The organism is Pseudooceanicola sp. NS-SX9 (assembly GCF_057380705.1).
In genome coordinates, this window is the sequence record NZ_CM170818.1 from 2,049,516 (window position 1) to 2,073,092 (window position 23,577).

Sequence of the window (23,577 nt, forward strand, 5' to 3'; positions counted from 1 at the left end):
TCAGTCCTGCACCACCTCCTGGCGCTGGCGGCCCAGATTCTCGATCGCCAGTTCCATCACGTCGCCCTCCTTCAGGAAGCGCGGCGGCTGCATCCCCATCCCCACGCCCGGAGGCGTGCCGGTGGCGATGATGTCGCCCGGATGCAGCGTCATCATCTGGCTGATGTAGGAAATCACCTGCGCTACCCCGAAGATCATCTTCGCCGTGGTGCCCGCCTGCATCCGCACGCCGTTCAGTTCCAGCGACATGCGCAGGTCCTGCGGGTCGCCCACCTCGTCCGGGGTCACCAGCCAGGGGCCGACGGGGCCGAAGGTGTCGCAGCTTTTGCCCTTGGTCCAGGTGCCGCCGCGCTCGATCTGGAAGGCGCGTTCCGAGACGTCGTTGACGATCGTGTAGCCTGCCACGTAGTCCAGCGCCTCTGCCTCGGTCACATATTGCGCACGGCGGCCGATGACGACGCCCAGCTCGACCTCCCAGTCGCCCTTGGTGGCGCCGCGCGGCAGCCGCACGGTGTCATCGGGTCCACACAGCGCGCTGGTGGCCTTCATGAACAGGATGGGTTCCGAGGGCTCGGCCATGCCGGCCTCGGCGGCGTGGTCGGAATAGTTCAGCCCGACGCAGACCATCTTGCCCACCCCCGCGACAGGAATGCCCAGACGCGGCGTCCCCTCGACCAGCGGCAGGGTGGCGGGATCGGGCGCAGGCAGCTTCGCCAGCACCGCACCGCCCAGATCCCGCACCAGCCCCGACAGGTCCCGGATCTGGCCCTTGTCATCAAGAAGTCCAGGCTTTTCAAGACCTCGCGGGCCATAACGAAGGTAACGCATCAGCTACTCCTGCCTTGCAATCTGGCGCGACCCTCTGCGAGGGCGCGCGATTTGGCAAGCGGCACCGCAGCAAGGGCAGCGCCGCCGGCGACTTGCTGCGGACCCGCAGGCGGCCTATCTCTGATACCGGTTCGCTAATCCAGGAGGACGAATGAAACGCCTGCCCCTTACCGCCCCGATGTTCCCGGCGCCGCTGCCCGATGCCAATGCCGCCGATCACGGAGGCGAGGCGCGCCCCTTGGGCAACCTGCCCGAATGGGACCTGTCGGACCTTTACACCGCCCCCGATGCCCCCGAGATGAAGCGTGACCTCGACTGGTTGGAAACCGCCTGCCGCACCTTCGCCGAGGATTTCGAAGGCAAGCTTGGCACGCTCGATGCGCCTGCCTTCCTGGACTGCGTGAAGCGCAACGAACGCATCAGCGCCGTCGCCGGGCGCATCATGTCCTATGCCGGCCTGCGCTATTACCAGCTGTCGACCGCCGGAGACCGGGTCAAGTTCCTCTCCGACATGCAGGACCGCATCACCACCTTCACCACGCCGCTGGTCTTCTTCACGCTGGAGCTGAACCGCCTGCCCGAGGATTTCCTGGCGGGCCTCTTTGCCCAGGACGCGGAACTGGCGCGCTACAAGCCGGTCTTCGACCGCATCCGAGCGATGAAGGACTATCAGCTGTCCGACGAGCTGGAGAAATTCCTGCATGATCTGGGGGTCGTCGGCGACGCCTGGGAGAAGCTCTTTGATGAAACCATCGCCGGGCTCACCTTCACCCTGGGCGGCGAAGAGCTGAACATCGAGGGCACGCTGACGCTGCTGACCGACCATGACCGCACCAAGCGCGAAATGGCCGCGAAGGAACTGGCGCGCGTGCTGTCGCAGAACCTGCGCACCTTCGCCCGGGTCCACAACACCGCCGCCAAGGAGAAAGAGGTCATCGACCGCTGGCGCGGCATGCCCACCGCACAGACCGCGCGCCACCTGTCGAACCATGTCGAACCCGAGGTCGTCGAGGCGCTGCGCAACGCCGTCGTCGCCGCCTATCCGCGCCTGTCGCATCGCTATTACGAGCTGAAGCGCAAGTGGCTGGGCCTCGACAAGATGCAGGTCTGGGACCGCAACGCTCCCCTGCCGACCGAGGCCCCCAAGACCGTCGACTGGGACGAGGCCCGCGACACCGTGCTGACCGCCTATGCAGGCTTCAGCCCCCGCATGGCCGAGATCGCGCAACCCTTCTTCGACAAGGGCTGGATCGACGCGGCGGTGAAGCCCGGCAAGGCCCCCGGCGCCTTTGCCCACCCGACCGTCACCGACGCGCACCCCTACGTGATGCTGAATTACCTGGGCAAGCCGCGCGACGTGATGACGCTGGCGCATGAGCTGGGCCATGGCGTCCACCAGGTGCTGGCCGCAGGCCAGGGCGAGATGCTGGCCTCGACCCCGCTGACGCTGGCGGAAACCGCTTCCGTCTTCGGCGAGATGCTGACCTTCCGCGCCATGCTGGCCAAGGCCGAGACCGCCGAACAGCGCAAGACGCTGCTGGCCGGCAAGGTCGAGGACATGATCAACACGGTGGTCCGCCAGATCGCCTTCTACGACTTCGAGTGCAAGCTGCATGCCGCGCGCCACGGTGGCGAACTGACGCCCGACGACATCAACGGCATCTGGATGTCGGTCCAGGCCGAGAGCCTGGGCCCGGCGTTCGAATTCATGGACGGCTACGAGACCTACTGGGCCTATGTGCCGCATTTCGTGCATTCGCCCTTCTACGTCTATGCCTATGCCTTTGGCGACGGCCTGGTGAACGCGCTTTATGCCGTCTACGAGGACCAGCCCGAGGGCTTCCAGGAGAAGTACTTCGAGATGCTCAAGGCCGGCGGCTCCAAGCATCACAAGGAACTTCTGGCGCCCTTCGGCCTTGATGCCTCGGATCCCGCCTTCTGGGACAAGGGCCTGTCGATGATCGAGGGCTTCATCGACGAACTGGAAGCCATGGAAGACTGATGAGCCCGCGCCGCAGCCTGAAATCGCGTCTGCGGCGCCTGCTGGTCCATGTGCGCAGGTGGGTCCCCCCGGGGTTCCGCCTGCCGCTGGGGGTGCTGCTGATGATCGGCGGCATCCTTGGATTTCTGCCGGTGCTGGGGTTCTGGATGTTCCCGCTGGGCGTGGCGATTGCCGCCATGGACACCCGCGCCTTCTGGATCTGGCTGCGCCGGAAACGCTCAGCCTGAACGGCGCGCCTTCACCCAGTCGCGCGGGCTTTGCCCGTGCCAGCCCTTGAACGCCCGCGACAGCACCGCCGCATCCGCATAGCCCACGAAGGCCGCGATGGCCGACAGCGGCAGGCGACCCTCGCTCAGCAGCATCTCGACTGCGGCGCGGCGGCGGATCTGCACCAGATCGCGGAACACCAGCCCCTCTTCGGCCAGCCGCCGCTGCAGGGTGCGCCCGCTGATCCCCATCATCCGCGCCACCGCCTGCAGGCTGGGTTCGCCCCGTCCCAGACAGCGCTGGATGGCATTCAGCGTCGCAGTGCGGAAGTCCTGCTGCACCGGGGCGCCGATCAGATCGACCAGATGCTGTTCGATGATCGCGATGGCGGGGGCGTTGACGCCCTGCAGGGGGGCGTCGAAATCGGCCGCGCGCAGCAGCATCCGGCTGACGGGCTGTTCATAGCGCACGATGGTGCCGAAGAACCGCTGCGTCTCGGCCGCGCCGCGTCCGGGGGCATGTTCGAAATGCACCTCCTCAGGCGTCCAGGCGGGGCTTAGTCGGGTGCGGGTGAAGGTGGTGATCAGCGCCAGGGTGAATTCGGCATCCTGCCGGCGCGGCCAGATCCGGGGATCCTCGATCTGATAGGTGAACCAGGTGCCCGCCGCATCGCTTTCCAGACCGATCCGCGTGTCGCTTTGCAGGGCAGGGAAATAGCTGCTGAATCTCTCGATCGCCAGCCGCAGGGTCTTGTGCATCGTGTAAAGGACACCGATCGGCCCCAGGTCCTCGGGGCGGATCGCACCGCCCAGCTTGACACCCAGATAGGGGCAAGAAAGCCGCTCGGACGCCTTTTCGAACAGCGCCACATAGCGCGCAAGCGGCGTGGTATTATACGGGTCCATCATGATGTCCCGCGTGAGGCCCTGCGCATAAAGCATTGAATCGGCGTCCAGACCTTCACGCTCCAGCGCATCGACCACGACCTTCAGCACCGAGGATCGGATCGAGGCGATCGGATGGCCACCTGATTCGTAGCTTTTCGTCAGACGCAGGTCCCGGGCCGGCTTCATGAGGGTCCTCCGTGCCCCGCAGGCACATATGCAAAACATTTCATCTGTCGCGAATTGTCATGTATTTGGCACATATTGCAATCCCACATCCGCTCCGCATGGGACATTTTGCCCAAGGACGCCCTGGCAGGTTGACCGCCACCGGACATCAGCCACGGGCGCCAGCAAGCTGAATTAACGCGACTTTTCCAACGAAAGGCCGCCTGCGCCCTGCGGCGTGGCGGCCCGGGCCCGCAACCCCATCCCCCGCGCTCCTCCGCTGCGGGACAGGAGACCTGTGCCATGAACAAACCCGTCGATCCGACCACCACCACCGCGCCGCGCCACCCGCTGGATCCGCTGAGCCTGGCCGAGCTGAAGCGCGCCGCCGACATCCTGCGCAGCGAAAAAGCCCTGGGCGAGAGCGCGCGCTTTCCCTACCTGATGCTGAACGAGCCCCCCAAGGCCGAGGTCCTGGCCTTTGCCGAAGGCCAGCCCTTCCGCCGCGAGGCCTATGCGCTGATCCTCGACCGTGCCAGCGAAGAGACCCACGAGGCCATCGTCGATCTGACCACCGGCACCGTCACCCGCTGGGACAAGCTGGACATCGAGGCCCGCGGCCAGGCGCCGATCATGATCGAGGAATTTGACACCTGCGTCGACATCGTCAAGAACGACCCCGCCTGGCGCGCCGCCGTCCGCGCCCGCGGCCTGAGCGATGCCGATATCGAGCGCATCCAGTTCGACCCCTGGTCCTTCGGCCATTTCGGCGATGATCCGAAATACCGCGGCAAGCGCCTGATGCGCGGCGTCGCCTTCCACCGCGGCGCGCTGACCGACAACGGCTATGCCCACCCGGTCGAGGGGCTGGTGGCGATCATCGACCTGAACGCCGGCAAGGTGATCGAACTGCTGGACGACGGCCCCGCCGCCCCGGTGCCGCAGACCTTGCGCAATTACGACACGCCCTCGCTCGGGACCCCGCGCGAGGGGCTGAAACCGCTGCATATCGTCCAGCCCGAAGGCGTTTCCTTCGAGGTCGATGGCTGGAACGTCAAATGGCAGAACTGGGAGTTCCGCGTCGGCTTCACCCCGCGCGAAGGCCTGGTGCTGCATGATCTGGGCTATCACGACAAGGGGCGCCGCCGGCCGATCATGTACCGCGCCAGCGTCACCGACATGGGCGTGCCCTATTCCGACAATGCGCTGAACCACTACTGGAAATGCGCTTTCGACGGTGGCGAATACGGCCTGGGGCGGCTGGCGAACCAGCTGGAGCTGGGCTGCGACTGCCTGGGGGCGATCCGTTATTTCGACATTCCCACGGTCGATGACCTGGGCCGCCCGATGACCATGAAGAATGCTGTGTGCATGCATGAAGAGGACTTCGGAACCCTCTGGAAGCACTATGAATTCCGCACCGGCGTTTTCGAGGTTCGCCGCTCTCGCCGGCTGGTGATCAGCTTCTTCTGCACGGTGGCGAACTATGATTACGGGTTCTACTGGTATCTCTATCAGGACGGCACCATCCAGCTTGAGGCCAAGCTGACCGGCATCATCCAGACCGCTGCCGTCACCCCCGGCCAGACACCCGCCGGTGGCATGGTCACGCCCGAAATCTACGGGCCGACCCACCAGCACTTCTTCTCGGCCCGGCTGCACATGATGGTCGATGGCGAGAAGAACGCGGTGACGGAAACCAACTTCTCTCCGAAACCCATCGGGCCGGACAACACCTGGGGCAATGTTTTCAACGCGGAAACGACCACTCTCGAGACCGAGCTTCAAGCCGCGCGCGAAGCGGACGGGGCCAAGGGCCGCTACTGGAAGATCGTCAATCCCAATATCCGCAACAGCGTCGGCAACCATCCCGGCTACAAGCTGATGGCCGAGCACAACCCCGTCATGCTGGCCCAGCCCGACAGCCCCGTCGGCCGCCGCGCGGGCTTTGCCAGCAAGCACCTCTGGGTCACGCAGTACGATCCGGCAGAGCGCTATGGCTCCGGTGAATTCCCGAACCAGAACAAGGGGGACGGCGTGCAGGTCTGGGCGCAGCAGGACCGGCCCGTCGCGAACCAGGACATCGTCGTCTGGCACACCTTCGGCCACACCCATGTCTGCAAGCCCGAGGACTTTCCGGTGATGCCGGTGATGTACGTGGGCTTCAAGCTGTCGCCGAACAACTTCTTCGATGCGAACCCGGCGATGGACCTGCCCGCAGGCACCGACCAGGCCAGCGTCCATGCGGGCGCCGACACCGGGTCCTGCTGCAAGCACGGCTGACCCCCCGGCGCCGCCCCCGCGGCGGCGCCCTTCCCCTTGCGGAGCCTTCCCATGGACATGTCCCATATGCCGCCGCCGGGCGGGCCGCAGGCCCTGCCCGAATGGGGGTTGATTGCCCTCCTCCTGATCTGGAGCGCCGCCTCTCCCGGCGCCTGGCGTCGCGCGCCCCTGGCCTCGGGGCTGGGGGTTGCGCTGCTGGCCCTCGGCATGGCGCCGGGGCTGGACGGGCTGGCGCGCCATTCGGTCTTTCTTCATGCGGTGCAATCGGTGCTGGTGCACCACATGGCGCCGATGCTGCTGGTGGCGGCGGGCCACAGCCCGGCGCGCGCCCTGACCCGCCTGCCCGCGCGCCTGACGCCCTGGATCGAGGGGCTGCTGGCCTGCGCCTTCCTGTCGATGGTGCTGGTCTGGATGCTGCCCGCCCTGCACATGGCCTTCATGGGCGTTGTTGCAGAAAGGCGGCCTGAGACGTGAGTGCCCCTTTCCCGTTCAGGCTCAGGCCACGCGAACAACCTCGGCGGTGCCGAGCGCGTTGAAGCGATTGATAAGAGCGACGCGGATGTGGATTTCGGCGGTTTGGCGATCGGGGTCCCTTGCAGCGATGCGCTCGCCGAAGGACTTGATGCAGCGCATCTTGGCCTCCACGCGGCTGCGAGCGTGGTATCCGGTCCACCGTTTCCAGAACGCCCGGCCGTAGTGACGTGTGGCGCGCAGGGTTTCGTTGCGCGCCTTGGCAGCCGGGCAGTCCTCTTTCCAAGCCCGACCGTTCCTTCGGATCGGTATGATTGCCGAGTCGCCGCGTGCGATGATGGCGCTGTGACATCGGCGGGTATCGTAGGCGCCATCCGCAGTCACGGTGCCGATGTCCTCGTCCTCGGGGATCTGGCCCAACAGGTCTGGCAGGATGGGGCTGTCGCCTTCCCGGCTGGGGGTGAACTCAACGGCCCGGATATCCGAAGTGGTAGTGTCCATTGCCAGATGCACCTTGCGCCATTGGCGACGACCCTGAACACCATGCTTGCGGGCCTGCCATTCGCCGTCGCCAAGAAACTTGATGCCGGTGCTGTCCACCAGCAGATTCAGCGGCCCGTCGGCACGACGATAGGGGATCTGCACCTTGAGGGTCTTCTGCCTACGGCACAGCGTCGAGTAGTCGGGAATGGGCCAGTCCAGTCCTGCGAGCCGCAGGAGGCTCGCGACCATCCCGGCTGTCTGTCTGAGCGGCAGTTTGAACAGCACCTTGATCGACAGGCAGAACTGGATCGCGGCATCCGAGAAAACTGGCGGGCGCCCTGGGCGTCCCTCATGCGGCGCGTGCCAGGCCATCTCCTTGTTCAGCCAAATCAGCAGTGACCCGCGCTTCCTGAGCGCATCGTTGTAGGTAGACCAGTTTGTCGTGTGGTAGCGGGCGGGCTTGGGCTTGCTCATGCAGCGCGTCTAACCGCATGGATTCCCGATGTGAATCCTTCACCGGCTGAGTTCTGCAACAACGCCGCCTTCATGGCCAGCGGCACGCTTTATGCGGGGATGAAATGGGCCATGGCGCTTAGCGGGATCCTGTATTGCAGCTATGCCGCCCGCGGCCCCGCCTGCTGGCTGCCGCCGGTTCTGGTGATCGTCGCGCCGCAGATCCTGACCGGGGCGCTGCTGCTGGCGCTGCCGCCGCTCTACCCGATGCCGGGAATGCAGATGGCCGCCCCCTGGCTGCCGGTCGGCGCCGCCGATCAGCGGCTGGGCGGCATGGTGATGCTGCTGACCGGGGTGATCCTGTGGGCGCCCGCGCTGCTTCGGGTGCCGCTTTCCTCCTCTCTCTTGCGGATGCCCCTGCCGGGCCCGCGCCTGCCCAAGGACCCCAGATGATCCGTTTCCTGATGCTTACCCTTGCGGTGCTGTTGCCCGCGGCCCCGGCGCTGGCCGGGGACACCCCCGCGCCCGAGGTCCTGGATACCGGGATCACCGCCTGGATGATGGTGGCGGCGATGTTCGTGCTGCTGATGTGCCTGCCGGGGCTGGCGATGTTCTATGGCGGCATCGTTCGGGCCAAGAACATCCTGTCGATCTTCACCCAGATGTTCGTCAACGCCGGGCTGGTGGGCGTCCTGTGGGTCGCCATCGGCTATACGCTGGCGATGGACACCACCGGGATGCAGGACGGCACCTACAATCTGCATAGTTTCGTGGGCGGCTTTGCAAACATCCTGATGAAGGGCGTTTCCCCGGAAGAGATCATCGGAGGGATGCCCTCAGGCGTGCTGACCGTCTTCCTGATGACCTTCGCCATCATCACCCCCGCCATCATCGCCGGCGCCTTTGCCGAGCGGATGAAATTCGCCGCCGCCGTGGCCTTCATGGGCGCCTGGTTCCTGCTGGTCTATGCGCCCATGGCCCATATGGTCTGGGGCGGCCCGGGATCGCTGATGCACAACTGGGGGGCGCTCGATTTCGCGGGGGGCACGGCGGTGCATATCAACTCGGGCGTGGCGGCGCTGATCGCCTGCCTCATGGTCGGCCGGCGCAGGCATTATCCGCGGATGCCGATGCCGCCGCACAACCTGGTGCTGACGCTTGCGGGCGCGGGGATGCTGTGGGTCGGCTGGTTCGGCTTCAACATCGGCTCGGGGGCGACAATCGACGGCGGCGTGGGCCGGGTGATGCTGACCACGCAGCTGGGCGCCTGCGCGGGCATCCTGGGTTGGGCCCTGGCCGAGATCGCGACCCGCGGAACCGTCAGCGCCCTGGGGGCGGCCTCGGGCGCGCTGGCGGGGTTGGTGGGGATCACGCCTGCCTGTGCCTTCGTGGGCGCCGGGGGGGCCGTGGTGATCGGGCTGGTGACGGCGCTGGTCTGCTATGGCGCGATCAGCTGGCTGAAGCCCCGGCTGGGCTATGACGACACGCTTGACGTCTTCGGCCTGCATGGCGTGGGCGGGATGGTGGGTGCGCTGCTGACCGGCCCCTTTGCCATGCCGGTGCTGGGGGGCACTGTGACCGGCGTGCCGATGCTGACCCAGATCGGCGCCCAGGCGGCCAGCGTCGTCTTTACCATCCTCTACTGCGGGGTGCTGACCTGGATCATCCTGACCGTCATCGACCGGCTGATCGGCCTGCGCGTCGACGAGGCGGCCGAAGACGAGGGCCTGGACATCACCGCCCATCACGAAGCGGCCTACGACTGAGCGCGGCCAGCCTACCCCCCCTGCAAACCTGCCCCTGTGCAAGCCTGCCCGTGTCCCCAAGGGGCGCGGACAGGCCTTGCGCCGCGCCCCGATCCCGATACCCCTGTCGCATCATTCAAGGAGGACGCGATGATGCGGATCTGGGGCCGGGACAATTCGACCAACGTGCGCAAGGTGCTGTGGTGCGCCGAGGAACTGGGGCTGAGCTACGAACACACGCCCGCGGGCGGCGCCTTCGGGCTGACCAAGACGCCCGAGTACCGCGCCATGAACCCCAACGGGCTGGTGCCCTGCCTGCAGGACGGCGATCTGGTGCTGTGGGAATCGAACACCATCGTGCGCTATCTGGCGCGGCAATACGGCCAGCCGCCCTTTGCCCCCGAAGGCGCCGCCGCCTGGGCCGCGGCCGAGAAATGGATGGACTGGACCAGCACGGCCCTCTCGGGCCCCTTCCGCGACATCTTCTGGAACCTCGTGCGCTCCGCCCCCGAGGATTGCGACATGGCCGCCGTCGACCGCGGGGTCGCGGCCTGCGGCCAGCTGCTGCAGATGGCCGACCGGGCGCTGGAACCCACCGGCTGGCTGTCGGGGGACGGCTGCGGCATCGGGGATATCCCGCTGGGCTGCATCGCCTATGCCTGGTTCACCCTGCCGATCCCGCGCCCCGACCTGCCGGCGCTGGAAGACTGGTACGGCCGGCTGCAACAGCGTCCCGCCTACCGCAAGGGGGTGATGACGCCGCTGACCTGACCCTTCGTCGCCGCGCGGCACAGGGCGGTAATCGGGGGTTGTATCCGCGCCGCGCTTCCGTTCTATGGACCCCCAATCCGAATTCACAGGAATACCGGGTATCCAGATGCAACGTGATCACAGCGCCGGCGCGGCGATTTCCTTTGCCGATGTCGGCAAGACCTATCCGCAGAAGGCGGGCCCCGCCCTGATGGCCCTCGAGGGGATTTCCTTCGAGGTGCCCGCGGGCTCTATCACCGGGATCATCGGGCGCTCGGGCGCCGGGAAATCGACGCTGATGCGGATGGTCAACGGGCTGGAGAAACCAACCTCGGGGCGGATCACCGTGGGCGGGCGCGACGTGGGCGCGGCCCAGGGCGCCGCCCTGCGCCAGATCCGCCGTGAAGTCGGCATGATCTTCCAGCATTTCAACCTGCTGTCCTCGCGCACGGTGCTGGAAAACGTCGCCCTGCCGATGGAAATCGCAGGCATTCCGCGGGCGCAGATCCAGCCCCGGGCCCGCGATCTGGTGGCCCGCGTGGGTCTTGAGGCGCTCTCGAACCGCTACCCGGCCGAGCTGTCGGGCGGCCAGAAGCAGCGCGTCGGCATCGCCCGGGCGCTGGCCACGGAACCCAAGGTGCTGCTCTCGGACGAGGCGACATCGGCGCTCGACCCCGAGACCACCCAGACGGTGCTGAAGCTTCTGGCCGACATCAACCGCGACCTGGGGCTGACGGTGCTGCTGATCACCCACGAGATGGCCGTGGTCCGCGACATCGCCAGCCACATGGCGGTGATCGACGGCGGCCGCATCGTCGAGGCCGGCCTGACCTACGACATCTTCACCGCCCCCCAGCATCCCACGACGCGGTCCTTCCTGTCGGGCGTGACCGGCGTCACCCTGCCGCGCTTCATCGCCGACAAGATGGTCGCGACACGGCCCCCCGGCCCCGCGCGAGAGGTCATCCGCATCACCTTCCTGGGGGATCAGGCGACCGATCCGCTGCTGGCGCGCATGACCACCGAGATGGGCCTCGACGTCAACATCCTGGCCGGCGCCATCGAGGAAATCGGGCCGCGCCCCTTCGGCAACCTGCTGGTCTCGGTTCCGGCCGATCGCGGCCCCGAGGCGCGCGCCTATCTGGAAACCCATCAGCAGCGCACGGAGGTGCTGGGCTATGTCGGCTAACCTGATCAACATGCTGATCGCCTCGACCGGGCAGACCCTGTACATGGTCGCCGTCGCGGCGATCCTCGGGGCCCTCTTCGGGTTGCCCATCGGCGTCTTTCTGGCGTGCTCGCAACGGGGCGAACTGCTGTCGGCGCCGCTGGTGAACCGGGTGCTGGGCATCGTGGTGAACGCCACGCGCTCGGTGCCGTTCATCATCCTGGTGGTGGCGATCATCCCCTTCACCCGCTTCATCGCCGGGACCTCGATCGGCACCAGCGCCGCCATCGTGCCGCTGACCATCGCCGCCATCCCCTTCATCGCCCGGCTGATCGAAAACGCCATCCGCGAGGTCGACGCCGGCCTGATCGAGGCGGCGCGCGCCATGGGTGCGACGCCGCTGCAGATCATCCGCAAGGTGCTGATCCCCGAGGCCCTGCCCGGCATCACCCTGGGCATGACGCTCGCCGTGGTCAGCCTGATCGGCTATTCCGCCATGGTGGGCGCCGTTGGCGGCGAGGGGCTGGGGGATCTCGGCATCCGCTATGGCTACCAGCGCTTCATGCCCGACGTGATGGCGATGGTGGTGATCATTCTCATCGTGCTCGTGCAGCTGGTGCAGACCATCGGCGAATGGATCGCACGGCGCGTCGACAAACGGGCGCCCCGCAACCGCGGCGCCTGACCCTAACATCGAAGGACCAATGTCATGAATAAGCTGCTGACGCTTGTTTCCGCCCTGGCCCTGTCCGCAACCGCGGCCATGGCGCAGGACATCAAGGTGGGCGTGTCCCCCGGCGAACATGCCGAGATCATGGAAGAGGTGGCCAAGGTCGCCAAGCCCATGGGCCTCGACATCAAGGTGGTCGAGTTCTCGGACTACGTGGTGCCGAACCAGGCGCTGGCCGATGGCGACATCGACGCCAACTCGTTCCAGCACAAGCCCTATCTGGACAACCAGATCAAGGACCGCGGTTTTGACCTGGTGCCGGTGGCCACCACCATCACCACGCCGATGGGCCTTTATTCCGCCAAGCTGAAATCCCCGGACGAGCTGAAGAAGGGCGACACGATCGGCATTCCGAACGATCCGACCAACGGCGGCCGCGCGCTGCTGGTGCTGCAGGATCTGGGGCTGATCAAGCTGGCCGACGGCACCGGCCTGGTGCCCACCGTCCTCGACATCACCGAAAACCCGAAGAAGCTGAAGTTCCAGGAGCTTGACGCCGCGCAGCTGCCGCGTTCGCTGGCCGATCTGGGGGCTGCGATGATCAACACCAACTACGCGATCGCCGCCGGCATGAACCCCAAGACCGATGCCATCGCGATGGAAAAGCCCGACAGCCCCTACGTGAACATCATCGTCGTGCGCAAGGGCAACGAGGACGCCCCCTGGGTCAAGACCCTGATCGCCGCCTACCATTCCGATGACGTCAAGAAGTTCATCGAGGACAAGTACCACGGCACCGTCCTGACCTCCTGGTAAGGGCTTGGCCTCCAGGTAAGGCCTTGGCCGCCCGGCAAGGGCCCGGCCTTCAAGCGGGGGCCTGGGCAAGGAGCTGGCCTTTTGGCAAGAGGCTGATCTTCGGGCAAGGTCCCGGCCGGAACCATCGAACGGGCGTCCTCAGGGGCGCCCGTTTCGCTTCCCCGATGCCGCGAAGGCCCTCAGTGCTGCTGCATGGCGCCGGGGGTCACCCCGTAATGGCGGCGAAACTGGCGGATCAGATGCGCCTGGTCGCAGAACCCCGCCGCCACGGCGGCCTCGGCCGCGGGCGTACCGGTCTGCAGCAGCTGCCGGGCCCGCGCCACCCGCGCCCGCAGCACATGGCCATGCGGCGTCAGCCCCGTTGCCCGCACCGTGGCGCGGATCAGGTAGGAGGGCGACAGGCCCACCGCTTCGGACAGCTCGGCCAGGCTCAGCGGCAGGCCGTCCTCGACCCCGGCCACGATCATCGCGCGCAGGCGCCGGATCGCGGCGGGCTCGGATCCCGGCGGGCGCAGATGGGCGCCGCCGTAGCAGGCAAAGGCGCGCGCCAGGACCTCATGCACCGCTTCCTCGGTTCCCAGCCGGTCGGCGGGCTGATCCAGCCGCAGCGCCAGCCGCGCCAGCGCCCGTGTCAGCCCCAGCCCCCGGTCGCGCGGCGCGATGGTGGCAAAGCCGCGCAGCCGCCGCAGCCCCAGCACCGCCTGCACCGCCGCCTCGGAGACATAGACCATGTTGTAGCGCACGCTGCCCGCCGCAGCATGACCGGTATGGGGCTCCTCGGGGTTCATCAGCGACAGCGACCCCGCCGGCAGCACCATGGATTCGCCCCGGCACACATAGCCGCCCGCCCCCGCAGCAATCGCCCCGATGGCAAAGCCCTCATGGGCATGGCGCGAAAAGGTCTGGCGGCTGAAGGAGGCCTGGTACAGCTCGATCCCGTGGTGCCAGCCCAGGGTGTGGAAACGGTTCTGGGTCATGCCCCAAGGCTAGCACACGGCCGTGCCTGCGGCGAGGGGTCAGCCGGGGATCGGGGGCTCTCGCAGCAGCAGGCCGATGGCGCCCAGGGCCGGTTCGTCGCGCAGCTCGGCCTGACCGATATTGGCCATGGCCGAGGCCAGCCGGATCGGCGCGGCGCGCGGGTTCAGCGCCTGCAGACGCTGCCGCGCGGCCTCAAGGAAGGGCGCCCCCAGACGGGTCAGCGGACCGGCGAACAGGATCAGCTCCGGGTCGACCGTGCGCGAGACGACAGCCGCCAGTTCCCCCGCGATAAAGCCGGTTTCCTCGGCGGCACGCAGGATCGCCCGGTCGCCGCCCTGCAGCAGCGCGATCACCTGGTCCAGCTCCAGCCTGCCATGGATCGGGGCCACACGTTCCAGGAAGGCCGGGACCGAGACGAAATGCTCGAAGCAGCCGCGGCCCCCGCAGCGGCAGTAGCCCCCCATCCGGTCATAGCTGACATGGCCGAAATTCCCCGCCCGCCCGGACCGGCCCCGCCAGACCTGCCCGCCGATGATCACCGCGCCGCCCACCCCGCCGTCAAAGCGCAGGTAGGCGGCACTGCCGTCCGCAGGCACGTCCCCCCACAGCAATTCGGCCAGAATGGAACAATTGGCATCGTTGTCGACCAGCACCGGCACGTCGAAATGCGCCGCCACGCCGTCCTGCAGCCGCAGGCCGCTCCAGTCCGGGATCATCACCGAACCGGCAATCTCGTGACTGACGGGATCCATCACCCCCGCCACCGCCACGGCAATGCCACTCAGGCCCGCGGGATCGCGGCCCGCATCCTGCAGGGCATGGTGGGCAATGGCGATGACCTGCTCGGCGCCGGGGCGCAGATCGGCCTCCATCGGGTAGCGGGCGTGAAACTGCACCTCGCGCGCGGCATTGGCCAAAACCGCCCCGATCGAGCCCCTTCCCACCGCAAGTCCCAGATATAGCCCGGTTTCCGGCCGGATCCGTACCGCACGCCCGGCCCGCCCCAGCGAAGCGCGGCGGAAGTCGGCGCCGGTTTCCTCGACCAGGCCGCGTTCGCGCAGCGCCCGCACCGCCCGCGAGGCCGTCGCCTTGCCCATGCCGGTCAGCTGCGCCAGCTCGGCCACGCTGCTTTCGCCCCGCTCGCGCAGAATGCCGATGATCCTGGCCTCGCTCTTGCCGATGTCGTCCATGCGCCCCCGCTTCATTCGTTTCATTTGGATCATATATGGGATTGACTCGAACCAATACCCCTCACTACGATCCAAATGGTCCGAATTGAGGTTTCGGACACCGGGAGGATGACAAACAGGTTACGGCAGCGCAAGCCGGGTCCCAGGGCCCGGGCTGTCCCGTCCCCCGGCAAACGGAGGAAGGCGGCGCCGGATCCTGCAAGGGCGGCCGCCGAATATGGGGGACATCCTATGGACAGACGCAGCTTCCTGCGCAGCACCAGCACGCTGGCGGTGGCCGGGCTGATTTCCGGCGCCCTGCCGCGCCTGGCGCGGGCCGAGGGCGCGGTCGAGATCGGCTTTTCCGTGCCCGACACCACCAACCCGTTCCTGGGCTGGCTGACCACCACGGTGAAAAAGACGGCCCAAGACAACGGCGTGCGGCTGGAAATCGCGGATTCGGGCAACAGCCCGCTGAAGCAGATGGAGCAGATCGAGAACTTCATCGCCATGGGCGTGAAGGTCATCGACATCATGCCGGTCGATCCCAACAACGTGCAGGACATCATCAAGCGCGCGCAGTCCCAGGGCATCAAGGTCTTTGTCCAGGGCACCGACACCGGCGTCTACGACGTGATGCAGAACATCGACCAGCACGCCTGCGGCGAACAGATCGCGCAGATGACCATCGACTGGCTGGTCAAGACCTTCTCGAAGGATGGCACCGAGGCAGGCCTGCCCACCGGCAAGAAGGCCCCCAAGGTCATCGCCATTCCCGCCACCGACACGATCGACGCCAAGAACCGCTCGGGCGGGATGATCGAGGCGATGCAGAAATGGGGCAAGGCGCGGTTGGTGATTTCGCCCACCGAGGCGCGCACCACCGCATCGGGCACCTCGGTCATGGAAACGCTGTGGCTGCAGAATCCCGATGCCTCGGCCGTTATGACGTACAATGCCGACACCGCCATGGGCGTCAACGAATACATGATGAGCCAGGGAATGCTGAAGAAGGCGCGCTTTGGCGTCTTCTCGGGGGACTGGTCGCCGCCCGTTCAGGAAACCATCGACATGTCCGCCGATGACGAAAGCGTCTTCCGCGGCACCATGCAGATCACCGGCCCGGTGCTGGAGGGCAAGCATGTCGACCTGCCCGATGCCACCTGGATGGTGATGAGCGCCCTGCTGAAAGGCGAAACGCCCTATGGCAACTGGATCCAGGACAGCGTGGCGCCCGCGGGACCCAAGGCCCATGAATAATGCCGTACAATCCGGGGGGCGCAGCGGCGCCCCCCTTCTGGCGCTGGAGGGGATCACCAAGACCTATCCCGGGGTGGTGGCGCTGGATCATGTCTCGGCCAGCTTCGAGGCCGGCGAGGTCCATGCCATCATCGGTGAGAACGGCGCCGGAAAATCCACCATGATCAAGACCATCGCGGGCGCCATCAGCCCCGATGCGGGCCGTGTCGTCGTGGCCGGCCAGGCGCAGGAGATGACGCCGCAAAGCTCCCGCTCGCTCGGGATCGAGGTGATCTACCAGGAATTCAACCTGGTGCCGACGCTGTCGGTGGCCGAGAACATCTACATGGGCCAGTCGACCGGCTGGCGGGCCGATTTCGGCCGGATGCGCCGCCATGCCCGCGACCTGCTGGCGGAACTGGGCGTCGACATCGACCCCGACATGCTGGTTCGCGACCTGCCCTCGTCCCAGCAGCAGCTGGTCGAGATCGCCAAGGCCCTGGCCAAGTCGCCGCGGGTGCTGATCATGGACGAACCCACCGCGCCGCTGTCGCTGGCCGAGGTCGAAAGCCTGTTCGCCATCATCCGCAAGGCGCGTGCGCGGGGCACCTGCATCCTGTATGTCTCGCACCGCCTGGACGAGATCTTTGCCATCTGCGACCGCATCACCGTGCTGCGCGACGGCCAGTATGTCTCGACGCTGATCACGGCGGACACGACGCGCGACCAGCTGGTGCACCTGATGGTGGGCCGCCAGCTGACCCATGCCTATCCGCCGCGGGTGGCCCGGCACGGGCCCGTGGCGCTGGAACTGGACGGGCTTTCCGGCAACGGCAACGCGCCGATCAGCTTTCAGCTGCACGAGGGAGAGATCCTGGGCGTCGCGGGGCTGGTGGGCGCCGGCCGGACCGAGATGGCCAAGGTGATCTACGGCGCCGCCCCCGCCGATGGCGGCAGGCTGCTGGTGCACGGCCAGGAGATGACCTTTGCCTCGCCGCGCGCGGCGCTGAAGGCCGGCATCGGCCTGGTCCCCGAGAACCGCAAGGAAGAAGGCGTCTTCCTGGACCGGGAGATCCGCTGGAACGTCGCCATCGGCGCGCTGTCGAAGCTGGTCCGTGGCCTGCGCGTCGACCGCCGCGCCGAGGACGCCCTGGCCGAAACCTACCGCGAGCGGATGCGCATCAAGGCCCCCAGCATGGAGGTCCGCGTCAAGGCGCTGTCGGGGGGCAACCAGCAGAAGGTGGTGATCGCCAAGACCCTCGCCGCCGAGGCCCGCATCATCATCTTCGACGAACCGACCCGCGGCATCGACATCGGCGCCCGCGCCGAGGTCTACCAGCTGATGGCCGATCTGGCCGCCAGCGGCATCGCCATTCTGATGATCACCTCGGACATGGAAGAGCTTCTGGGCATGTCCGACCGCATCCTCGTCCTTCATGAGGGCCGCATGTCCGGCCTGATCGACCGCAACGAGGCCACGCAGGAGCGCGTTCTGGCGCTTGCCTCGGGCCTGACCGAAAGAGCCGCCGCATGAGCGATACCACCGCCTCTCCCGCCGCCCCGCAGGGCGCCCTGCTGCCAAGGCTGCGCCAGTTCGTGATCCCGCTGGTGCTGCTGGCGCTGATCGGGCTGTTTTCCGTCCTGTCGCCCTATTTCTTCACCGTGCAGAACCTGACCAACATCCTGGCGCAGAACGCCTATGTGGTGATTGCCGCGGTCGGGCTGTCGTTCGTGATGATCTCGGGCGGGATCGACCTGTCGATCGGCTACCAGATGTCCGTGGTGGGCGTCGTCACCGCCGTCTTCATGAAATGGTTCGGCGTGCCGGTCGCGCCCTCGATCATGGCGGGCATCGCCTGCGGCGTCGCCATGGGTCTGCTGAACGGGCTGCTGTCGATCACGCTGAAGGTCCATTCGCTGATCGTGACGCTGGGGACGCTGACGGTGTACCAGGGCCTCAGCTACATCATCTCGAACCAGACGGCGATCATCAACCTGCCGAAATCCTTCAAGTTCATCGGCCAGGGCTACCTGTGGGGCTGGCTGCCCGTGTCGGTCATCCTGATGATCCTCTGCGTGCTGATCGCGGCCTTCATCCTGAATGTCACCAGCTTCGGCCGCCAGATCTATGCCATCGGCGGCAACGAGGACGCGGCCTATCTGACCGGCATCCCGGTCACCCGCGTCAAGGTGATCACCTATTCGCTGTGCTCGCTCTTCGTGGCGGTGGCGGCCATCGTGCTGTTCGCGCGCTCGGGCTCGGCCTCCTCGGCGACGGGTCCGGGGACCGAATTCACCGCCATCACCGCAGCCGTTCTGGGCGGGATCTCCTTCAAGGGCGGCGAGGGCAAGATGCTGGGCCTGGTGACCGGCGTGCTGATCCTGGGCGTGCTGGGCAACGGCATGCAGCTGGTCGGCCTGAACACCTATGCGCAATACATCGTCAAGGGCGCGGTGCTGCTGGCGGCGGTCGGTTTCGACACCTTCCAGAACACCCCCCGCAAGAAAAAGAAAGCAGCCTGAGCCATGGCCGATCCGAATTCTCCCGACGGACCGAACGGCATCTACGTCCTTCCCTTCGCCGATATCTCCGGGGTGCCGAACCGGCACCTGGACCTGACCTATGCCGAGGCCAGCGCCTTCCAGAAGCTGGACCTGTACCTGCCTGAAGGCACAGCGCCCGACGGCGGCTGGCCGCTGCTGATCTTCGTCCATGGCGGCGCCTGGATGATGTGCGACAAGCGCGACGTGCAGCTGACCTCGCCGCTGCTGCTGCTGGATCAGGGCTTTGCGGTGGCTTCCGTGAACTACCGCCTGTCCTCCGAGGCGCAGTTCCCGGCGCAGATCTTCGACGTCAAGGCCGCGATCCGCTTCCTGCGGGCCCATGCCGGGGATTACGGGCTGGATCCCGACCGCTTTGCCCTTTGGGGCTGTTCGGCGGGCGGGCATCTGGTGTCGCTGGCCGGCACCACCAACGACATGCCCCTGATGGAGGACCTGTCGATGGGCCATGCCGGGGCCTCCAGCGCGGTGCAGGCGGTGGTCAGCTTCTACGGGCCGACGCGGCTGGACCAGATGGACCAGTACATCCGCCAGACCGGTGCGGGTGACGATGACCACATGCACCCCGACAGCCCCGAAAGCCGCCTGCTGGGCGGCGTGCCGACGGACCGGCCCGGGATGGTGATCGCCGCGAACCCCGAAACCTGGGTGACGCCCGACTGCCCGCCGTTCCTTCTGGCCCATGCGCCGATGGACCCGATCGTGCCGGTGCAGCATTCGGTGGTGCTGTCGCAGAAGATCACGACGGTGGCCGGCGAAGGCCGCGCCCGGCTGCAATTCGTGCAGAACGCCGGCCATGCCACGCCCGAGTTCGACACCCCCGAGGTCAACACCCGCGTGGCAAGCTTCCTGCACGAGGCCCTGGCCGGGGCGGCCCGCCCCCGGCGCCGCGCGCACCAAGGCTAGGCACCACATCCGGCCAGCGGGCCGTCCCATTGGGGGCGGCCCCTGCGCTGCTGCAGATCGCCCCGGCCGACCGCACCCGCGGGGATCCGGTCAGGGCCCGTCACCTGTCCCCGCGCCGGGGCATCGCCCCGGTCACGCCGAAGCCACCGGAAGCATCAGCCGCGACCCGCCATGTCCCATTGCCTCTGCGCGCACAGGGCCCTACGGCGCGGCGCTACATCCCCTCGCGCATTGCCGTCACCAGCACCCCCAGCAGCGCCGAGGCCGCCGGGGTCATCGCCGCGTCCTGTCGCGTCACGATGCAGCTGTGCGAGGCCGCCAGCGCCGCGCTGCGCAGCGGCAGTGCCCGAAGCCCCGGTGCCGATCCCGCCGTGCCGCCCCGCCCAAGCGCGGTAACCGCATAGCCCAGCCCCTCGGCCGCCAGCCGGTAGGCGGCCTGAAAGGAATTCGTCGTCACCAGCGCCGGCAGTGAAATGCCCTCGGCCAACTCTGCCAGCCGCAGGATCTGCCGCACCCCCAACTGGTCCTGCAGCAGGATGCCACGATGCGCTGCAAGCTGGGTCAGGCCGATCTCGGGGCCCTGCCGGGCCAGCGGGTGATCGGGATGCACCAGCGCCGCCAGACGGTGCGACACGGCACAGTGGCGCCGCAACCAGGGGCTTTCGGGGGGCTGGAAAACCACCCCGATATCGGCCTGTTCATCGATGATGCGGGCGGCGATCTCTCGGGTGCTTTCCACCGTCAGGTTCAGCGTGATGCCCGGCCGCGCCTGCAGGAACGCGGCCACGCCCGAACCTGCGAACCAGGCGGCAAAGCCTTCGCCCAGGGCGATCTCGACATGGCCGCTTTCGGCGGCCTGGATGCGGCGGATGCGCTCGAACAGGCGGCCCTCGCGCTCGGCCTGGTGGCGGGCATGGGTGGCGACCAACTCTCCGATCTCGGTGGCGACGACGCCGCGACCCTGGCGACGCAGCAGCACCGCACCGGAGTCCGCCTCCAGCGCCGCCACCGCCCGGCTGACCGCCGAGGCATCCATGCCCAGCCGGTCCGCCGCCCCGCGCACCGATCCGGTCTCGACCACCTCGAGGAAATAGGCCAGGCGACGGCCCGACAGCGACTGCTCCGGCATGACGCCTCCGTTGCAGGAAATGCAACGATACTAGGTCTTCCATGTCATGGGAGCAATCTGTACCAGCGGGTAGACTGGCCTTCAGGCCCCCGGACGGACAGGGGGCGGCCACAAGATCAACGACGGGACTCCCATGACCACCAGCCAGACCGATATCGCCCCCCCTCAGGGCCTGACCCCGATGCGCGCCGGAAAGGCCCGCCTGATGATCGGAGGCCTGCTGCTGGTGGGTCTGGCCGAGGAAATCGGCCGCGTCAGCTTTCACATCGGGCCGGGCCAGGTGACGCTGCTGCCGATGCTGTGGGCGCTGCTGATGGCGGCGCTGTGGGGCGGGCTGCACCGGGTGCTGCCGGCGCCGCTGGCGGTGCGGCCGCAGGTCCAGGCCTGGGCGGGCGCGGCCCTGAGCGTGTCCGTCATGCTGTTCCTGGCGCGCATGGGCCTGACGGTGGGCCAGTCGCTGCCCACGGTGATCGCCGCCGGCCCCGCCCTGATCTTCCAGGAGCTGGGGCATTTCCTGGGCACCATCGTCATCGGCCTGCCGCTGGCGCTGGTGCTGGGCATGAAACGCGAGGCCATCGGGGCGACCTTCTCGATCGGGCGCGAGGGCAGCCTGATGATCATCGGCGAGCGCTACGGCCTGAACAGCGCCGAGGGCCGCGGGGTGCTGGGTGAATACATCACCGGCACCGTGCTGGGGGCGATCTTCCTGGCCAGCGTCGCGGGCTTCCTGGCCAGCCTCGGCATCTTCGATCCCAGGTCGCTGGCCATGGGGGCGGGTGTCGGTTCGGCCAGCCTGATGGCAGCCGCACTTGGCGCCATCATGGCGCAGTCGGACCCCGCGCTGCAGGACCAGCTGACGGCGCTGGCCGCCACCGCCAACATGCTGACCGGGGTCGTGGGCTTCTACTTCACCATGCTGGTGTCGCTGCCGCTTTGTGCCTGGCTTTACGTCCGGCTGGAGCCGGTGCTGGGCCGGCTGACCCGCTACGGACGCGCCGACCTGTCCGGGCAGGACGTGGCCCGCGATGCCACCCCCGCCTTCGGCTGGTCCGACCGGATCCTGGCCTGGGCCTTCATCGTGCTGGGCGCGGCGCTGGCCAACCACCTGGGCTATGGCGTGGGGCTGGTGACCTCGCTCGCGGGGTGCCTGCTGCTGATGGTGCCGGTGGTCGTGGCGGCACTGCTGCGCGCCCGCTTCCCCCGCTTCCCCGAGATGATCGTGCTGTCGCTGGCCGCCGCCCTGGTCGCAGTGCCCGGGCTGGTGCCGCCGCTGGCGCCGCTGGTGGCGCTGGCCGCCAAGATGAACTTCCTGGCCTTCACCACCCCGGTGCTGGCGCTGGCGGGCTTCTCGGTGGCGCGTGACCTGCCGGTCTTCCGCCGCCTGGGCTGGCGCATCGTCGTCGTCTCGCTGGCCGCCGAGGCCGCCACCTTCCTGGGTTCGGTGCTGGTCGCCGAAACCTTCCACTGATCCTGACGGAGCCCCTCATGCTGTCGAACTCCCTTCCCGCCTTCGAGGCAGATACGCTGGCACGCATGGTCGCCTGGCGCCATGATTTCCACCAGCACCCCGAAACCGCCTTCGAGGAACACCGCACCGCCGGCATCGTCGCCACCACCCTGACGGACCTTGGCTACGAGGTGCATTGCGGCCTGGGCGGCACCGGCGTGGTGGGCGTGCTGCGCAACGGCGAGGGCCCCTCGATCGGGCTGCGCGCCGACATGGATGCCCTCGACATGGACGAGCTGGGCGAGGTGCCGTGGAAATCCCTGGTGCCCGGCAAGATGCATGGCTGCGGCCATGACGGCCATACCGCGACGCTGCTGGGCTGTGCCGAATACCTGGCCCGGCACCGGCCCTTCCGCGGCACCGTGCACCTGATCTTCCAGCCGGCCGAGGAAAACCTGGGCGGCGCCCGCGACATGATCGCCGACGGGCTGTTCACCCGCTTCCGCATCGACAGCGTCTATGGCGTGCACAACATGCCCGCCCTGCCCACCGGCAAGATCGGCCTGTGCTTCGGCGCCGCCGCCGCCGCCTACGACAATTTCGAGATCACCATCACCGGCCGCGGCGGCCATGGCGCGGTGCCCGAAAGCACCGTCGACCCGGTGCTGATCCAGGCGCAGCTGGTGCAGGCGCTGCAGGGCATCGTCAGCCGCAACCTCGGGGGGCTGGATGCGGGTGTCGTCTCGGTCACGCGGGTGCATGGCGGCAACACCTGGAACGTCATCCCCGAAACCGTGGTGCTGGGCGGCACCGCCCGCAGCTTTGACCCCGCGATCCGCGACCGCATCGAGACCCGCATGACGCAGATCTGCGCGGGCCTGGCCGATGCCCATGGCGCCCGGATCGACCTGGACTACCGACGCGGCTATCCGACCCTGGTCAATGCCGAACCCCAGGCCCGCCGCGCCCAGGCCGCCGCCATCACCCAGCTGGGCGCCGACAACGTGATCGAGATCACCCGCCCGATGATGGGCTCGGAGGATTTCGCCTACATGCTGCAGGAATGCCCCGGCGCCTACCTGCTGGTGGGTGCGGGCCGCAGCGACAGCGATCCGATGCCCCACAACCCCTATTACGACTTCAACGACGACATCCTGCCGATCGCCGCCCGCTTCTTCGCGGGCCTCGTGGAGCAGGAACTGCCGCTGGCATAGGAGCG

The 23,577-nt window shown here is 67.6% G+C and carries 22 protein-coding genes; 16 read left to right on the forward strand and 6 right to left on the reverse strand.

From position 1 onward, the window contains the following. Complete coding sequence (locus AC2ITM_RS09765; RefSeq protein WP_486466461.1) at positions 1–828, reverse strand: fumarylacetoacetate hydrolase family protein; 828 nt, start codon at positions 826–828, stop codon at positions 1–3. Between the two features lie 151 nt (positions 829–979). Here AC2ITM_RS09765 and AC2ITM_RS09770 point away from each other — a divergent pair, with 151 nt between their 5' ends. Both AC2ITM_RS09770 and AC2ITM_RS09775 read left to right on the forward strand, forming a co-directional pair. Continuing rightward, positions 980–2,830 (forward strand): M3 family oligoendopeptidase, encoded by a 1,851-nt coding sequence (locus AC2ITM_RS09770; protein ID WP_486466462.1) that lies wholly within the window; start codon positions 980–982, stop codon positions 2,828–2,830. Then, complete coding sequence (locus AC2ITM_RS09775) at positions 2,830–3,057, forward strand: hypothetical protein (RefSeq protein WP_486466463.1); 228 nt, start codon at positions 2,830–2,832, stop codon at positions 3,055–3,057. Before AC2ITM_RS09770 ends, AC2ITM_RS09775 begins: the two co-directional genes overlap by 1 nt. On the opposite strand, the gene AC2ITM_RS09780 is transcribed toward AC2ITM_RS09775, so the two are convergent. Further along, positions 3,049–4,110 carry an AraC family transcriptional regulator gene (locus AC2ITM_RS09780; RefSeq protein ID WP_486466464.1) on the reverse strand — a complete coding sequence of 354 codons (1,062 nt, stop codon included), beginning with the start codon at positions 4,108–4,110 and terminating at the stop codon, positions 3,049–3,051. The genes AC2ITM_RS09775 and AC2ITM_RS09780 overlap by 9 nt on opposite strands. Positions 4,111–4,392: 282 nt before the next feature. On the opposite strand from AC2ITM_RS09780, the gene AC2ITM_RS09785 reads away from it, so the two are divergent. After that, entirely contained in the window at positions 4,393–6,372 is a 1,980-nt protein-coding gene (locus AC2ITM_RS09785; RefSeq protein WP_486466465.1) for a primary-amine oxidase, read from the forward strand. A gap of 51 nt (positions 6,373–6,423) precedes the next feature. After that, entirely contained in the window at positions 6,424–6,846 is a 423-nt protein-coding gene (locus tag AC2ITM_RS09790) for a hypothetical protein (protein ID WP_486466466.1), read from the forward strand. 21 nt (positions 6,847–6,867) lie between these two features. Here AC2ITM_RS09790 and AC2ITM_RS09795 read toward each other — a convergent pair whose 3' ends face one another. Beyond that, on the reverse strand, positions 6,868–7,800 hold the full coding sequence (locus AC2ITM_RS09795; RefSeq protein WP_486466467.1) for an IS5 family transposase: 933 nt from the start codon (positions 7,798–7,800) through the stop codon (positions 6,868–6,870). Between the two features lie 30 nt (positions 7,801–7,830). Here AC2ITM_RS09795 and AC2ITM_RS09800 point away from each other — a divergent pair, with 30 nt between their 5' ends. The 6 genes from AC2ITM_RS09800 to AC2ITM_RS09825 all read left to right on the forward strand — a co-directional run bounded on the left by AC2ITM_RS09800 (position 7,831) and on the right by AC2ITM_RS09825 (position 12,928). Continuing rightward, a complete protein-coding gene (locus AC2ITM_RS09800) occupies positions 7,831–8,232 on the forward strand; it encodes a hypothetical protein (protein ID WP_486466468.1) in 402 nt (133 codons plus the stop codon). Next, entirely contained in the window at positions 8,229–9,545 is a 1,317-nt protein-coding gene (locus tag AC2ITM_RS09805) for an ammonium transporter (protein ID WP_486466469.1), read from the forward strand. The genes AC2ITM_RS09800 and AC2ITM_RS09805 overlap by 4 nt, the downstream gene beginning before the upstream one ends. A gap of 129 nt (positions 9,546–9,674) precedes the next feature. Next, entirely contained in the window at positions 9,675–10,295 is a 621-nt protein-coding gene (locus tag AC2ITM_RS09810) for a glutathione S-transferase family protein (protein WP_486466470.1), read from the forward strand. 106 nt (positions 10,296–10,401) lie between these two features. Continuing rightward, complete coding sequence (locus AC2ITM_RS09815; RefSeq protein WP_486466471.1) at positions 10,402–11,463, forward strand: methionine ABC transporter ATP-binding protein; 1,062 nt, start codon at positions 10,402–10,404, stop codon at positions 11,461–11,463. Then, complete coding sequence (locus AC2ITM_RS09820; RefSeq protein WP_486466472.1) at positions 11,453–12,127, forward strand: methionine ABC transporter permease; 675 nt, start codon at positions 11,453–11,455, stop codon at positions 12,125–12,127. Before AC2ITM_RS09815 ends, AC2ITM_RS09820 begins: the two co-directional genes overlap by 11 nt. 24 nt (positions 12,128–12,151) lie before the next feature. Next, complete coding sequence (locus AC2ITM_RS09825) at positions 12,152–12,928, forward strand: MetQ/NlpA family ABC transporter substrate-binding protein (RefSeq protein ID WP_486466473.1); 777 nt, start codon at positions 12,152–12,154, stop codon at positions 12,926–12,928. A gap of 179 nt (positions 12,929–13,107) precedes the next feature. Here AC2ITM_RS09825 and AC2ITM_RS09830 read toward each other — a convergent pair whose 3' ends face one another. Continuing rightward, positions 13,108–13,905, reverse strand: a complete 798-nt coding sequence (locus tag AC2ITM_RS09830; protein ID WP_486466474.1) for a helix-turn-helix domain-containing protein — start codon at positions 13,903–13,905, stop codon at positions 13,108–13,110. A gap of 39 nt (positions 13,906–13,944) precedes the next feature. Continuing rightward, on the reverse strand, positions 13,945–15,120 hold the full coding sequence (locus AC2ITM_RS09835; protein ID WP_486466475.1) for an ROK family transcriptional regulator: 1,176 nt from the start codon (positions 15,118–15,120) through the stop codon (positions 13,945–13,947). A 207-nt stretch (positions 15,121–15,327) separates the two neighbouring features. On the opposite strand from AC2ITM_RS09835, the gene AC2ITM_RS09840 reads away from it, so the two are divergent. The 4 genes from AC2ITM_RS09840 to AC2ITM_RS09855 are packed head-to-tail and all read left to right on the forward strand — an operon-like array spanning position 15,328 to position 19,782. Then, positions 15,328–16,335, forward strand: a complete 1,008-nt coding sequence (locus AC2ITM_RS09840) for a sugar ABC transporter substrate-binding protein (RefSeq protein ID WP_486466476.1) — start codon at positions 15,328–15,330, stop codon at positions 16,333–16,335. After that, the gene (locus AC2ITM_RS09845; protein WP_486466477.1) at positions 16,328–17,848 is read left to right on the forward strand and encodes a sugar ABC transporter ATP-binding protein; all 1,521 of its coding nucleotides are present in this window, start codon (positions 16,328–16,330) and stop codon (positions 17,846–17,848) included. Before AC2ITM_RS09840 ends, AC2ITM_RS09845 begins: the two co-directional genes overlap by 8 nt. Continuing rightward, the gene (locus AC2ITM_RS09850; protein ID WP_486466478.1) at positions 17,845–18,837 is read left to right on the forward strand and encodes an ABC transporter permease; all 993 of its coding nucleotides are present in this window, start codon (positions 17,845–17,847) and stop codon (positions 18,835–18,837) included. Before AC2ITM_RS09845 ends, AC2ITM_RS09850 begins: the two co-directional genes overlap by 4 nt. Before the next feature lie 3 nt (positions 18,838–18,840). After that, positions 18,841–19,782 carry an alpha/beta hydrolase fold domain-containing protein gene (locus tag AC2ITM_RS09855; protein WP_486466479.1) on the forward strand — a complete coding sequence of 314 codons (942 nt, stop codon included), beginning with the start codon at positions 18,841–18,843 and terminating at the stop codon, positions 19,780–19,782. 214 nt (positions 19,783–19,996) lie between these two features. On the opposite strand, the gene AC2ITM_RS09860 is transcribed toward AC2ITM_RS09855, so the two are convergent. Further along, positions 19,997–20,911 (reverse strand): LysR family transcriptional regulator, encoded by a 915-nt coding sequence (locus AC2ITM_RS09860; protein WP_486466480.1) that lies wholly within the window; start codon positions 20,909–20,911, stop codon positions 19,997–19,999. Between the two features lie 133 nt (positions 20,912–21,044). On the opposite strand from AC2ITM_RS09860, the gene AC2ITM_RS09865 reads away from it, so the two are divergent. Both AC2ITM_RS09865 and AC2ITM_RS09870 read left to right on the forward strand, forming a co-directional pair. Continuing rightward, positions 21,045–22,379 (forward strand): DUF3100 domain-containing protein, encoded by a 1,335-nt coding sequence (locus AC2ITM_RS09865; protein ID WP_486466481.1) that lies wholly within the window; start codon positions 21,045–21,047, stop codon positions 22,377–22,379. 17 nt (positions 22,380–22,396) lie between these two features. Continuing rightward, positions 22,397–23,572 (forward strand): M20 aminoacylase family protein, encoded by a 1,176-nt coding sequence (locus tag AC2ITM_RS09870; RefSeq protein ID WP_486466482.1) that lies wholly within the window; start codon positions 22,397–22,399, stop codon positions 23,570–23,572. Positions 23,573–23,577: the final 5 nt, after the last annotated feature.

Coding starts and splice junctions, on each gene's coding strand:
- AC2ITM_RS09815 (WP_486466471.1), top strand. CDS start 10,402: ATGCAACGTGATCACAGCGCCGGCGCGGCGATTTCCTTTGCCGATGTC.
- AC2ITM_RS09775 (WP_486466463.1), top strand. CDS start 2,830: ATGAGCCCGCGCCGCAGCCTGAAATCGCGTCTGCGGCGCCTGCTGGTC.
- AC2ITM_RS09845 (WP_486466477.1), top strand. CDS start 16,328: ATGAATAATGCCGTACAATCCGGGGGGCGCAGCGGCGCCCCCCTTCTG.
- AC2ITM_RS09810 (WP_486466470.1), top strand. CDS start 9,675: ATGATGCGGATCTGGGGCCGGGACAATTCGACCAACGTGCGCAAGGTG.
- AC2ITM_RS09835 (WP_486466475.1), bottom strand. CDS start 15,120: ATGAAACGAATGAAGCGGGGGCGCATGGACGACATCGGCAAGAGCGAG.
- AC2ITM_RS09840 (WP_486466476.1), top strand. CDS start 15,328: ATGGACAGACGCAGCTTCCTGCGCAGCACCAGCACGCTGGCGGTGGCC.
- AC2ITM_RS09820 (WP_486466472.1), top strand. CDS start 11,453: ATGTCGGCTAACCTGATCAACATGCTGATCGCCTCGACCGGGCAGACC.
- AC2ITM_RS09830 (WP_486466474.1), bottom strand. CDS start 13,905: ATGACCCAGAACCGTTTCCACACCCTGGGCTGGCACCACGGGATCGAG.
- AC2ITM_RS09785 (WP_486466465.1), top strand. CDS start 4,393: ATGAACAAACCCGTCGATCCGACCACCACCACCGCGCCGCGCCACCCG.
- AC2ITM_RS09790 (WP_486466466.1), top strand. CDS start 6,424: ATGGACATGTCCCATATGCCGCCGCCGGGCGGGCCGCAGGCCCTGCCC.
- AC2ITM_RS09860 (WP_486466480.1), bottom strand. CDS start 20,911: ATGCCGGAGCAGTCGCTGTCGGGCCGTCGCCTGGCCTATTTCCTCGAG.
- AC2ITM_RS09770 (WP_486466462.1), top strand. CDS start 980: ATGAAACGCCTGCCCCTTACCGCCCCGATGTTCCCGGCGCCGCTGCCC.
- AC2ITM_RS09765 (WP_486466461.1), bottom strand. CDS start 828: ATGCGTTACCTTCGTTATGGCCCGCGAGGTCTTGAAAAGCCTGGACTT.
- AC2ITM_RS09780 (WP_486466464.1), bottom strand. CDS start 4,110: ATGAAGCCGGCCCGGGACCTGCGTCTGACGAAAAGCTACGAATCAGGT.
- AC2ITM_RS09795 (WP_486466467.1), bottom strand. CDS start 7,800: ATGAGCAAGCCCAAGCCCGCCCGCTACCACACGACAAACTGGTCTACC.
- AC2ITM_RS09850 (WP_486466478.1), top strand. CDS start 17,845: ATGAGCGATACCACCGCCTCTCCCGCCGCCCCGCAGGGCGCCCTGCTG.
- AC2ITM_RS09805 (WP_486466469.1), top strand. CDS start 8,229: ATGATCCGTTTCCTGATGCTTACCCTTGCGGTGCTGTTGCCCGCGGCC.
- AC2ITM_RS09825 (WP_486466473.1), top strand. CDS start 12,152: ATGAATAAGCTGCTGACGCTTGTTTCCGCCCTGGCCCTGTCCGCAACC.
- AC2ITM_RS09870 (WP_486466482.1), top strand. CDS start 22,397: ATGCTGTCGAACTCCCTTCCCGCCTTCGAGGCAGATACGCTGGCACGC.
- AC2ITM_RS09865 (WP_486466481.1), top strand. CDS start 21,045: ATGACCACCAGCCAGACCGATATCGCCCCCCCTCAGGGCCTGACCCCG.
- AC2ITM_RS09855 (WP_486466479.1), top strand. CDS start 18,841: ATGGCCGATCCGAATTCTCCCGACGGACCGAACGGCATCTACGTCCTT.